Genomic DNA, 13572 nt, shown 5'->3' on the forward strand with positions numbered 1-13572 from the left:
AATTTGAAATATTCTCAATCAGCCAGTTCTACCCGCAATTTTTGGGCCGTCCACTGACTCAGTTTGTCGGGCTGATCCGATAACTCGTAGAGGTGGATATAGTGATCTATGATCAACCACCTGTACGACTGCATCGTACTGTGCCGGTTTCTGGCAACCTTGTTCGCCAATGCAAGCTTTGCCTCGACCTCGGAAAAATCGCTTCGTTTCAAGGCGATACGAGCGCCAAGCAAAGTGACTTCCATGTGGCTGGAACGCCCACCTGCGGATTCGGCCAAAAGCCGGATTGCAGTCGACAAATGCTCGGATGCACCTTCGTGGTTGTCTTGCTGCAACTGCCATTCCGATTCGACCATCGACAACAGCAAGTTCGCATTAGGCGAAGGGATACTTAGCGTTCTTGCGATGATGGATTCTCGTACCACCGACGCCCGATCAAGACTATCAGTAACGATCAGTGCACGAATGAGTTCGTAGCCGATGCTAACCAAAGTAGTATCAACCTGGTCGGAATCCATTCGCTTTGGCGCATCTTGCAGAATTTCACGAACCGAAGAATTCAACACGATCGTGAATGCTTCGTCGAGTGTGTCGATCGCCATGGAATAGTGTCCGGATCGAGATTGTAGTTTTCCCAACCTCAACAGGAACCGAGCTAGTTCTGGCCGACTGCCAACTAAGCCGCGTTTGCAATCGATGGCCTTTGTCCACGCAGTTATGGCTTGGCCGGTATCGACTGACTCTAAAAGTTGAGCCATGTTTTCATAAGCCATCGCGCTGGCGGTGCCTCGATTGGCATCCAGCGAGTCGGCAATGTCAACGGCTTGCTGAGCGAATGTGATTGACGCTTCGCGTCCGGCGTTCCGGCGTTCAATTTGGCTAAGCAGAACATAGTCGGATACCAACCGATCACTTGGACCAATGACCTCGGTATCTGTTTCCAAGGCTTCAAGAACCAACTGTTTTGCCTCGTCGTAATTCCCCATTCGTCGAAGCACCGTGCCGCGAACTCTTTTCGCGAATGCTATGTCGGTAGCGGAGGGTTGGTCCATTTGTGAGAACTGCTCCATCGCGTCAGCCGATAGGTCGTTGGCCTGCCGGATCCTTCCGCCCCCCATTAACGATTGCGACAAATTAAGTTGCATCATCAGCGCTAACGAATCAGATGACGATTGAACGGCCGTTTCATGAGCCACTTTCGATTCATGGTACATCTTTTGAAAGTCGCCATACTCATAGGCGACTCGTGAAAGAACGTGGTGCGCCCATACTTGGTCGTTGATAGGGAGACTCGGTTCTTTTAAAGCGTCGCTTGCCTCGTCGATTGCGCCAGCAAAATCTGCGCGAGCAAATTTGGTCAGTGCCAAGTCGACTTTGATGGACGCGATGTTGACAGAGTTCGGTTCGTCTTGGGATTCGAATAACGCCAACGCACGTGATTGGTTTTCGAAGGCAAGGCGAGTTTCGCCACATGAATAGAACGAACGGCCCAAAATGCGGCGGACAGAGGCTTCGACATCGGGTTGGGCGTCGAGTTTTCCGTCTATTTCACCGTGAAAATCGAAAAGCCATTGGCGAAGGGGATAGTCGGCCGGGTGTCCGGTTGCAATATCGGTTGCTCCGATCATGCGAGCGACCAAATCGGAGACGGCGAGGGCTTTGTCACGCTGGGTGACGGCACGTTCCAACGCATTGGCTTCGGCAGCTAATGCATGCTTTGCTTGGCTGAGTCCGATTGCGGCGGTGATTCCACCGATCGAGACCGCCAACAGAATTGCGAGGGTGGATGCGGTAAGCAGCCAGTTTCGTGCAATCCATTTTCTCGCGACATACAAACGCGACGGTGGCCCGGCCTGAACTGCTGCACCGTGAAGCAGTTTCTGTAGGTCGGAGGCGATTTCTAATACGGATGCGTAACGACGTTCTCGATCTCGCTCCATCGCCTTAGCGATGATCCAATCAATTTCGACTGGAAACACGGCACCGTGTTTTTCATCGGCACAGGACCGCGGGCGTGGTGGGTCAACTTGCTGGAGTAGACGGTAGGCGTCATGGATTGTGTGAATCGGCTGTCCCATCGCTTCGATTGGGGATACACCTGCGACCAAGCGAAACATCAAGGCACCGATTCCATACACGTCTGCGCGAGTGTCGATGTCTTTTGGATGGGTTAGTTGCTCGGGGCTCATATAGCCTGGCGTCCCGAGCATTTGGCCATGATGGGTTTGGGCTAGGTTGGGGATATTGTCGTCAATGATTTTGGCGATCCCAAAGTCGATTACCTTCACTGTTGGCTGGGACGGAGTGTTGGATTGGTGCGTGCCGCGAGTTACCAGAACATTGGATGGTTTGATGTCGCGATGCACGATTCCTTTTAGATGGGCATGTGCGACGGCCTCGCAAACCGAAACAATCAGTTCCACAAATCGCTCAACCGTCATCGTGACAGATTGAAAGTGCTGGTCGATGGGAATTCCATCCACCAACTCCATGACAAAGTAGGGGCGCCCTTGAACGGTCTCGCCCGCATCGTACATCGCGGCGATGCCAGTGTGACTAAGGTTCGCGAGTGTTTGGCGTTCGCTATGAAACCGAGTGACTACCTGAGTCCCGCCCAGTTCGGATCGCAAAATCTTGATGGCGACTTCGCGAACATAGGGCTCGGTTTGCATGCCGCGGACGACGATACCGAATCCACCGCGACCGATGGTTTCGCCGATTTGGTAGGGACCAATTTGATTGGGTAAACTATGGTCGTTTGCAGGTTCCATGACGCCAACATCGAATACAGGCGTCTCCATAAAATCGTCGATCGTTGCTTCGGTTCGCAGCAATTCGAGCACGGACGCTTTCAAGGATTCATTGCCACCGCACGCAACATCCAAGTACTTGATCCGATCGGCTGCGACCGGAATCTGGCTCGCTTGGAAGAACAGTTCTTCTTCCTCGTCCGGTGAATGCGTCATGAATCGAAATCCTCTGTCGGACCAGTGTCACATCCATGATCGGGTGATTCTATTTCCCGTCGCAACCAGACGCGACAGTAAGCCCAATAGCGTTTGACGGTCGGCGGCGATAACTCCAACACTTCAGCCGTTTCGTCGATGGTTAGTCCGACAAAGTACCGAAGCTTGACGACCATGGCCTTGTCGGGACTTTGCTGCTGAAGTTTGTCGAGCGCTGCGTTGAGATCTAGAAAGTCCGACGGAGACTCTGACGAAACCCAGTGATCCAGATCAATGTCCTGGCGTCGTCGATCGCCGCCTCGTTTGAGCGACTGTTTCTTACGGGCTGAGTCGATCAGTATTCGGCGCATCGCATCGGCAGCGGATGCTAAGAAGTGGGCGCGGTTTTCCCAAGTTGGTGTGGCAATCGACAAAGAGACGTCGTCGCCTGCCGGCCCTCCTAAACGAAGATACGCTTCGTGCACCAGAGCTGTCGCCTGTAACGTCTGTCCAGGCGACTCTCGAGCAAGCATTGATTTCGCAAGTCTGCGCAGCTCATGATAAAACTGCAGCAAACCGCGCTCGGTTGGGAAACCGGATTCAATGTTGCTCGTTGGATTTGAAGCGGGCGGCATGATGGTTTTGTCGGAGAAGTGGGACCCGCTCTATCGTAACTATGGATGCCAAACCAATGCCGATAATCTTGTGACGTGGCAGCGACAGGACTGATAGGAACAAGTCTGTGATCGCGTGATGTTCTGGCGTACAGTTGTCCGCGCAATTTCGAGGCTATTTTTCGCCGAAGAGAATGCCTGGGATATAAATGATTACGCCGATGCCTGCAGCAGTAATCCAGGCGGGGATCAGTTCGCTGATCGCGGGGATTCCTAGTGCCGGGCCAATCAAAATCACGATGGTGGCAATCGAAGCCGGTAGGCTCATTCGCCACCCCGCGACAAAAGCAGACATCGCCATCAACAATCCGGCAATGCCAACCGACCATGGGCTGATGTTGCTGCCCATGAAGGTGGACCCTTCGACCGTTTGATTTGCTGTCGCGGCAGCGTCGCGAACAGCGGATCCGAGTTGGTCGAAGTTGGCGCTGCCCGTCCCGATCTTTTTCAACGTTTCGATGTCCTTGATCGAATCGAACATACCCTGGTGGTTTCCCCAGACTGCGAAGACAGCCAAAAGTCCGCAGCCGATGATCAACCGTGTGGGACCACCGATTGCAAATCGAAGCGGTGCAAACTTATCACGCTTGGACTTGTATTTTCCGCTGCGCGCGTCGGCAAGCATTGCCTTCATCTGGTTGCGTTTTGCTTCCGTGGCCGCTCGAGCATTGACTGCGTCAGCGCCGGCTTGAAGCGGTGCGACTTGTGCACTCTTCATGATCGCTTCGGCCAGTGCCCAACTTCGCTGTTCGGCTTCCGAAACGCTCATTCCTTCGCTTTGCAATCCGAGGCGTTCGACCTTGGCCAAGCGTTTTTGCAAGTCTGGTTGTCGATTGGCTTTGGCGCGGGCGGCAAGGTTAGCGCAGACTCTATCTCGAATGCCAAAGCCGGCCGTGGGGCCAGTAAAGGACGGGTCTTGGCGTAGAATCTGTCGCATTTGGATCAGTGAATCGTATCCAAACAAGCGTTCGAACAAGTCTTGCCAACGACCGCCTGCATACCTCGCGGCAAATGAACGTAGCCCGTTTTCGTCGGCTCCATCGATTCGTAAATTTCGAACAAATCGTTGGGCATTCTGCAACGGTTCGTTGCAACGCTTTTCGGTGCTGGCGACCAATCCAAAGTGATACGCTGCGCCCAGAGCCAAGCCAATGATCGCGCCGGCCAACCCACCGGTCCACAAGCCGGCGACGACTATCATCAACAGGAATAAAACGCCGCCAATGCCTGCGGCAATCCAGTCGATCAACGACAGAGTTCCGGTCCACGATCGAATCCGCGCAACGATCGCACTTTGGTGACTGTCGAGAGTCAACACGGTCACGATGGTGACTGCGAACATCACTGTGCCCATAATCCACCATGCGAATCCTAGCCCGAACGAAAGTAATGTTAGGACAATGGCACCGCCTGCGGCCGCATAAAAGAGCGGTGCCTGCAAGCGACGTGGCGCGGCGGCTTGACCATACGTTGCAGCGATCTGTTCCCACTGGTCGGCTTGGTCGGACGACGGTGAGAAATCGCCCTCGGTACTGAGACCTAGAAATTGCTCGAGATCGGCTATGCATTCGACCAAGGATGGATAGCGATCGGCAGGCTGTTTTGCGATTGATCGATTGACGATTTTTGCCAGCGGTTCTGGAATGCGAGAATTGATCTTGGTGATGTCGGGCGGAGCTTGTTCAGCGTGTTGCTGCATCACTTCGGTTGCGACCGGACCGTCGAAAGGTGGTCGTCCGGTCAGCAAGTAGAACAGCGTGCAACCGAGCGAATAAATGTCGGCGCGTGAATCGACATTGGCCGCATCAATCGTTTGTTCAGGAGCCATGAAGGCGGGCGTACCAACTGCCGTACCTTGCATGGTGACTTCGGTGCCGCTGGCAAGTGGACCCGATCTGGATGTGGACGCAGTGATCGATTCGATATCGGCTTGGTCGGGGATTTTGACCAATCCAAGATCGGCAACTTTCACCACTCCATCATCGCTCAATAGCAAATTGGAAGGTTTAATATCGCGGTGGACCATGCCGTGACGGTGTGCGAATTGCAGTCCTCTTGCGGCCTGCAAGATATAGCCGGCGGCCAGTCGTGGATCCAGTGAACCCTTTTGCCTTACAACTGCATCAAGTGGGCCGCCGCGAACCCATTCCATGCTGAAGTAATGTCGTCCGGCATCTTCGCCAAAGTCATAAATCTGGACGACGTTATGGTGCGTCAGTTGAGCAGCGGCATACGCTTCGCGAATGAACCGGGCTAGTGAAGCAGGGTTGCCCGCCAGCCGATCGCGAATCGTTTTTAGTGCGACTTGACGGTCCAGCGACACCTGTTGTGCTTCGTAAACCGCGCCCATAGCGCCGCGGCCGAGCAATCGCACGATCCGGTAGCCGCCCAGTTTCGCTGGCATTTCGGAAACTGATGAATCGCTGGTTCCCGATTTGACAACGATGTCTTGACTTGAACCTTGGCTGACGGTTCCAGCCTTCGTCGATCCTGCATCGACCGTTGCGTCGGTCCCGTCAAACGTTGCCGCGGTATTACTCGCTCGTTTCACGTCGGTTGGGGTGTGATCCGGAGTGGTTGTTGTCGCGGGCTTGGTGGATTCTGGTTTTTGGGGTGAGTTTGCCTTCAGACGGCCAAAACCAATTTTGGGCGGATCATCGCTCGATACTTTTAGCCAAAACGCTTTTCCGCAATGTTTGCATTTGGGTTGGTAACTGCCCGTCTTGGGAAGCGTGAATGAAAGGACGCTCTCGCATTCGGGACATTTGATACGCATGACGTCAGGCAAAAGGATGAAAGAAGGCGAAGATCTAACGCTGGTCCGATGATGGTCCCGTTCGACCAATCCACCAACGTCTGGCTCGTCGACGCCAGGCCCCAACGTCAGGTCTTTCCAACGGTGTCCTGTAGGAACTCGGGCGATCGACCCATCGCATCAGCGTATCGCCCACGGTCGCGCAGGGATTGTCTGGATCCGACGCGATAGATTTCTGGATCGAACGCACCAGTTCGGTCGAACTTTCGGGTTCAACGTCGACCATTGTAGTCGCGATCAGTTTCAATAAGTCATCAACGTCGTTGCCTCTTCGCTGTGAAAAGGTCGAAATTCCTTCTTCGCAGTGGGACCACCTAGCGGCGGTTCGTCGCCCAGTGGCCGCATCGACTAACCGGACTTGGCCTTGCTGGTCGATCAACAGGTTTTGCCCATGCACCGATCCGTGGGTCGCTCCGGTCCGATGCGCCGACGCGAGGCTGTACGCAACGGTCGCCAAATCATGAAGTGGGTTTCGAGTCATCGGTGAAGGACTAAGTTCGGAAACCGCGTTAAAGAGATCGCTTGTGCGAGCGAAAATCCATGGCCGGATGACCGCGAGATAGCGATCTTGCACCGTCGCAACGAGCGGCTGAACCCAAGCAGGGTGAGTCACCATCGATGCAGATTCGCAGATGTCCAAAGTCTGGCTCGTTTGCGAAACGCTCCATAGCGAAGGTAGTTCGACGACCTTCAATGCCAATGCAGTTCCATGAGTCTTGTCACGACCACGAAACAACCAATGTGCTGGTTGTCCATCGACGCCGTGTTCACCTGCCACACACCGGCCGCTGGCGAACCAGTTTGGTGCGGGCAGCGACATCACATCATCGGGCGGCTGGATCGCATCGGTCAGAAGTCTAGGATTTGACAGCACGCTGTCCGCAACTGGGGCGAACATGTCGACCGAAAAATCGTCTTGCTGTATAACCCCGGATGCCGAACCCGCGGACAAGTCGGCTGGAATCTCGTTGATTGCGAATAGTGCAGCAATCGGTTTTGCAAGGTTTGGAAACCTCGCAATGTAGGGCTCCGGTGCAATCAAATGACCTGTCTCTTTTGCCACACAGACCTCTGCGTCGATCACATCCAACAGGTTCGATTCGGACGCCAGCACCGGAAAATCGTTGACGTATTCTTCGACAGTTACCGTTTGACCGATTCGTCGACGATGCATCAAGTCGATGCAAATGAGGTCGACCAATCGGTTGTCATCGATGCGCGGATTCCCGATCAGTTGTGCCAAGCCAAAATGGGGATTCGCATTTCGCAATTGAGCGACCGCTTTGATCATTCCGTTGATCGACAGTTCGTCCCAGTCGAAATCGTGGGTCACGAAGCGTCTCCATCGGGCAGTCCCATTTCTCGGCGTACTTTGTCGAGTGCTCGGCGGATTCGCATTCGAGCGGTATCGGGTTTGATGCCCAGCGATTGTCCGATTTCACTCCAATCACGGTTTTCAAGCATCAGGTCGACAGCCGGAGCATCTGCGTCGTCCAAGACTTCGCGAATCCGATCGAACACCTCGCGGCGGATCGCAATTTGACTGGGGGTGGTGGCGGCCGAGGCAATTGCCATGTCTTCCGGTGGGACCGTTTCATTGCGTCGAAAGTCGCGGCATTGTCGGGCCAACATCCGGAACGTATCGATGACCTGGTTGTCGATCGCACGCATGATGTAAGACAACACTTCCTCGTGCGTTAGGCTCGGTCCATCGCTAGGTTTTGAATTTTGACTTCGAATCAAGTCAGCCATGACATCGTTGCAGATGTCCATCGATTCGGCTTGGCCAGTCAGTCCGTATTGTCGCAACCGTGTGCGGGCCCGTCGTCGAAGTTGATCACCGAACGACTGCCAGACGCCCTGCAGCGACAACGCGTCCGAGGCGTTGTCTTGTGGTGCCGGGGATGGATTTGCAGCGTCGTTCATGGGTGCGCGGGGGGGGGGGAGGAAGGCCGGAAGCCTCGAGATCGCCTCCAACACAGAAAGCGATATCAGGACCACCAAACGAACGAAGGAAGTGTGAAATTCCATTCGCCCCCATTATGCCACATCGGATCCGCTAAGAACGGCGATTGCTCATGCACGAAAGCCGTTACACAGGAACTCCGACGCGGGCATCCACTGCTATTCGTCGGTTTCGTCGTCAGCCGCTTCTGCCTTCGCGTCGGCGTCATCTTGCGCTGAACTTTGGCGCCGTCTGGCTTCGGAAAAGTTGCCCATCGCGTCGCGAACCGAGATGGCGGCAACAATGATTGCCATCGCCCAAGCGACGTACAACAACATGCCGTCGAGCATGACGCTAGCCAACAAGACTGCGATGACGGCCACGCCAGCGACCGCCAAATTGCACAGCCCGGCAATTTGAATGTTGCGTGTCTGGATATTCGCGCTATGGCTGATCGCGCCACGAGCACTTTCGTTTGCCAGTTTACGCATCGCCGACAGGTCGCTGCCGCGTTCAGGTGCCTGGGACCGAGGCACCAAGGGGGCGTTGGGGTCGATTGGACTTTGAGTTTCCGTGGCTTCGACTTCGTCGCCGTTCAGGCTCTCGCTTTTCTTGGTTAAAGTAGAAGTCGACATCGACAGCGATACGGTTTCTGGCTTGGTAGCTTCCAACGATTCTGGTGAGCCTTGAACCCGGTTGAGTAGCCGGTTCATGTAGGCTTCGATCGAGTCATCGTCGCCGTCTTCTGACACGGTTGTTTCGATCGATGTATGTTCTGCGGTTACGTCGCTGGTCGGTTGGTCAGCGTCTTCGGAAAAGGAAGAATCAGTATCACCGATCTCGTTAGCGTCTTCGGATGCTGGATCATCGAAATGGGCCGCGTCCGGTTCGCTAGTGGATTCGTCATTGAAACGGTCGTAGACCATTTCGGTGCGATCATATTCATCGTCGGGCAATTCGTCTTGCAACGCTGAAATCGGCGCATCATCGACATCGGACTCTTCGACATACTCGCGATCCCAGCCTTGTACTGAGTCGTCAGTCATGGAGGAATCAGATTCGTCTGCGTCGTGTCCCCACAGCGAAGAGCTTTCTGACACTGAGTCGTCGGCATCGACCACTGAATTCGACATCAAGAACGTACCATCAACGTCGGCCGCCGGGTCCCGGTCGTAATGTTCATCGTCTGCGAGTTGCGATTCGCATTGATTCGAATCGTCGTAGCCTGATTCCGCTTCGTTGAATTCAGCGTCATTCGAATTAACGATGTCGGACTCGGCTTCGATGTCCTTGATCAAAAGACTTGCCAGCGATCCACCAAACGGCGATTCGGCAGCCGCATCGTTTCCGTTGTTCGTGTCGGCGATTGCTTCGGGATTTGCGTCATCATGATCATCGCTGGCGAGATGGCTTTCGGCTTCGCTTTCCGAATGATCTTGGTCATACAGCGGCGCTTCGGCTTCGCCAGGTTCGTAGTTCCAAACCGAGGCCGAAAGATTGTCGTGTGCGCTGTCGGCGTTGTCTTGAACGACCGAATTGTCCGCTTCGGGTGTTTCATCCCATTCCGAATCTGGTTGCCATTGCGATGCGGGTTTCGGCTCTTGATGGTCACTCGAGTGATTATCAATCGACTCGCCCTGCAGTTGTGCAGCGTCGTCAGATTCTTGGTCGTTTGGTGTCGACGCATCGGCCCACTGGTACGTCGGCCACACTTCATCCTCGTCGGCTTCGGATACCGGTTCCTCCGTAACGAGTTCTCCGGCAGCAAAAGGTGCTTGTGCTTCCGGTTCGTATTCCGGCTGGCAATCCAGAGCGTCTGCTGCGTTGATCGCCCCAAGATCGATTGCGTTGTCGATTGCCAGTTGCGACTCGGAATCATCAGCATCCGACTCGGTTTCGTCCGTAAATCCGTGACCTAGCAAAGCAGCGCCAATCGCAGCAGATCCGAATGCGGCCGCACCAGCGATCGGTGAATCATCGCTGTCTTCACTGGTTCGTAACGCGGCTTCGCTTGCGATCCGGGATGCTTCTTCTTGACGTTTTTGCTCGGCATCGTCCAGACGTGCAAGCGTCTGTTCGTAGTCCGACTTCATCTCTGCCAGTTTCATGTTGGCAGCATCCAGTTCGTCTCGGAGCGAATCGAACGCTTCGTGTGTCGGTCGAGTTTCTGCTTCATCACGTTCGCGCTGGACCAGATCCAATCGAGAGGTAATGGACTCGTTGGCTTCGCTCAACTGTGCGACTTCGCCGTTGGCACGGGCAAGTTCGAGTGACAGCTGGTCGATTGCCGCTCGCAACTCGTCGGCTTCGGCGATCCAACTTTCGCGGTCTGTGTCGCCACGCTGGTTGCTTTGGGCGACCAGGGATTCAAGTTGGCGAACGGATTGGCAAGCTTCTTCATAGTCGTTGCGCAGGCGAGCTGATTCTTCGCTAGCTTCGACCACGGATGCCTGTAGCAGTTCAACCTTTGCACGCAATTCGCCGATCAACTTTTCGCTTGCCGCAAGTTCGGCTTCGTGATCGTCGTTGGACTCGGATCGCAGTCGTTCCAACTGGGCTTCCATCTCTTCGATGCGAGCTTCTGCACTCAAACGGAGTGATTCCGAATGGGCATGCGCATCAATTGCTTCGTCCCTCTGGCGAGCCAGTTCTTCGCGCAATTCTTCATGTTCGCTCTGTTGGCGACCCTCGTGAGCCGACAACTGATGTTGCTGTGACGACAGTTCATCAATTTGCTGATTGAGCGAATCGAATTGTTCACGCATCCGAGCGACGGCTTGCGTGGCTGATTCCGCTTGCTGGCGTGATTGAGCAAGCTGACGCGACGCCTCTTCAAGTTTGCCGCGGTATTCGATTTCTTGACGACGAAACTCAGATTCACGCTGATCGAGTTCGTGTTGGTGGTTTTGAGTTTTTTGACGCAGATCGATGAGATCTTGCTGGCGCTGCAGATAATCGTCGTGTAATTGCAGCACCGACGACTCTTGCGTTTGCAGCCGAGACTCGCGACGGTGCAAATTTTCGGCTCGCGACCACAACTCGGTCTCGCGACCGCGAAGAGTCGATTCGCGTTGATCGATTCGCTGTTCGCGTTGATCGCACTCAACCTGGCGTTCACGCCACTGATCAATCTCGCGTCGCAGTCGTTCTCGCCAGATCACGTCGTCGGCCGATGGCAGCGCAGATCGCGACGTCGAATGATCATGCGGGGATGGTTCCATGCTGGTTGGTGGTTGCGACGGTTGCGGTCCGGAACTGAAAACCGACGTTGATGATCTGAGCGGGGGACGCAATGGCGAATCGGCAAAGTGGTTTTCCAGATTCTCAGAAACGCTTGACGAGACCGAAACCAACTCAAATTGATAGGTACCCAAGCGCATCACGTCGCCGACTTGCAATGATGCTTCGGTTTTTCGAATGCCGTTGACTTCGATTGGTACCGAATAGGCGCGGACAAGCACACGGATGCGGTCGCGAATCAAAACCGCGTGCATCGGACGAAGCGCGTGGTCGTTCAAACGGATCGAACAACCTTCGGCGCTGCCGAATGTGTAACGGCTTCCCGTTAATCGCAAGCGTCGAACGGGCGACCCCGACCGGATGACCCGAAACTCGATACAATCGATTTCGTTTTCGGCATTGCCCGGTGGTTTCCACTGCGGCGAACGTCCGGCCAAGGTGTCTTCGGAAACGGCAGAAGACTCCTGGTGATTGGTTTGCAAAGCATCTTCCACTAATGGCGCACCAGGGATCGGTGCTCCGATGATTGGCATAGTGAAGGGCGCGTTGTCGTTGGACTCGAAGCCGGCACCGACATAGCTGGCATTCAAGGGCGATTCGCTGGCGTGTTCCGTACTCACCGTCACTATCCCTTTTCTGGTCGAACAAATCCGTATTTGGGTGCGCGCCAACACCCAATAGTGTCGGCGCAACCTTACCCCGTCTCTTTTTCGGACTTCCGAACCGATGGGGTGAGTCAATCTGGACCGACTAGACCGCTTTTAGCATCCTGACAGAATTTGGAAACGCCAATCTTGGACTGCTTGTGTGGCTCTGCGGAGGGGTTTTTGGTGTGATTTGTGGGAATGTCCTCCCTAAGGCAGTAAATATCAGTCGGAAAGTAGTGCTATCAATGGGGTCGCAAATCCTTTGCAAACCCTAAGTTAGGTACCGATGGGTCGACAAAATGGCAGGTTTCGTCAAGTAGGAAGGTGGAAAGTTTGCCTATGTTCGTATCATTGAGCGAACTAACCTGTGAGTGGCACTTTGCCACTGATTGTGGGAAACCAACTTCCCCGGCAAGCCGTATAGACCTTCCCGACAGATCACAACGACTTGAAATTGGTGTTCAAAACGGTTTGTACCCCCACCCCGCCCAATCGCGGCGACCTTCTTTTCCTGATGAGGTAAATGCGATGTCCAGAAGTGAATCGATCAAAAAGCTACGAGACCAGTTGGTTCGTCGCCGCGATGCCTTGCATCGAGCGCTCGAAGGCGACTTAAGTCTGTTGCGAGAATTACACCAAGAGAAAACCGGCGACATTTTGGATGCCGCGGCAGACACAGCCCAAGACGAATTGAATAGCCAGCTGATTGAAGCAGAAAGCCGAGAGCTCAACGCGATCAATGATGCCATCGGTCGGTTCGATGCGGGAATGTTTGGAAACTGCGATGGATGCGGTAAGCCGATTCCATTGTCCCGTCTTCGCGCTATTCCTTACGCAACTGATTGTATCGATTGTCGACGAAAGGCCGAATCCAAGAACGGTAGCGGAACGACGGTTTTGTGGAATCGTGTCTTTGATAACGCCGAGGTGGACTCGGTTTAACCGAACGATCGTTGTGATCGTTTCTTAAGTCATGTGTCAAACCAAGAACACACCGAAGCGGCCGAACAATTGTTCGGCCGTTTTTTAATGCGCCGTCGATAGCGGTTCTTACAAATGACCCGCTCAGGGATACCAACGAAAGCTTATGAAAAGCTGGCCCGTGGTAGTGGACGATGCCTATGATTGCACCAACCTCCCGGTCTTCCTCCGTCTTGCCGATCGATGCATTCATGGTTCCATCTTTTATTCCCAAGCTAGCGCGGCGCAGCTTGTTGTTGTGCTCCGTTACGGCGCTATTGCCGTGCCAGGCCTTTGCGCAAACAACGCTGCCTCAGGCGCCGACCTATCTGAATCAAGATCAAAA

General features: G+C 54.3%; 7 protein-coding genes. 1 reads left to right on the forward strand and 6 read right to left on the reverse strand.

Going from position 1 to position 13572, the window contains the following annotated elements:
- Window positions 1-14: 14 nt before the first annotated feature.
- The 6 genes from Poly59_RS03945 to Poly59_RS03970 all read right to left on the reverse strand — a co-directional run bounded on the left by Poly59_RS03945 (window position 15) and on the right by Poly59_RS03970 (window position 12239).
- Entirely contained in the window at window positions 15-2966 is a 2952-nt protein-coding gene (locus Poly59_RS03945) for a protein kinase domain-containing protein (RefSeq protein WP_146532724.1), read from the reverse strand.
- On the reverse strand, window positions 2963-3580 hold the full coding sequence (locus tag Poly59_RS03950; RefSeq protein WP_146532725.1) for an ECF-type sigma factor: 618 nt from the start codon (window positions 3578-3580) through the stop codon (window positions 2963-2965). Before Poly59_RS03950 ends, Poly59_RS03945 begins: the two co-directional genes overlap by 4 nt.
- Window positions 3581-3734: 154 nt before the next feature.
- On the reverse strand, window positions 3735-6395 hold the full coding sequence (locus tag Poly59_RS03955; RefSeq protein ID WP_146532726.1) for a serine/threonine protein kinase: 2661 nt from the start codon (window positions 6393-6395) through the stop codon (window positions 3735-3737).
- Window positions 6396-6429: 34 nt separating this feature from the next.
- On the reverse strand, window positions 6430-7767 hold the full coding sequence (locus tag Poly59_RS03960) for a protein kinase family protein (protein WP_146532727.1): 1338 nt from the start codon (window positions 7765-7767) through the stop codon (window positions 6430-6432).
- Window positions 7764-8360 carry a sigma-70 family RNA polymerase sigma factor gene (locus tag Poly59_RS03965; protein ID WP_146532728.1) on the reverse strand — a complete coding sequence of 199 codons (597 nt, stop codon included), beginning with the start codon at window positions 8358-8360 and terminating at the stop codon, window positions 7764-7766. The genes Poly59_RS03960 and Poly59_RS03965 overlap by 4 nt, the downstream gene beginning before the upstream one ends.
- A 198-nt stretch (window positions 8361-8558) precedes the next feature.
- Window positions 8559-12239 (reverse strand): FHA domain-containing protein, encoded by a 3681-nt coding sequence (locus tag Poly59_RS03970; protein ID WP_146532729.1) that lies wholly within the window; start codon window positions 12237-12239, stop codon window positions 8559-8561.
- 555 nt (window positions 12240-12794) lie between these two features.
- On the opposite strand from Poly59_RS03970, the gene Poly59_RS03975 reads away from it, so the two are divergent.
- Complete coding sequence (locus Poly59_RS03975) at window positions 12795-13208, forward strand: TraR/DksA family transcriptional regulator (protein WP_146532730.1); 414 nt, start codon at window positions 12795-12797, stop codon at window positions 13206-13208.
- The last annotated feature ends 364 nt before the right edge of the window (window positions 13209-13572 follow it).

The sequence above is a fragment of the Rubripirellula reticaptiva genome, from assembly GCF_007860175.1.
GTDB classification, from domain to species: Bacteria; Planctomycetota; Planctomycetia; order Pirellulales; family Pirellulaceae; genus Rubripirellula; species Rubripirellula reticaptiva.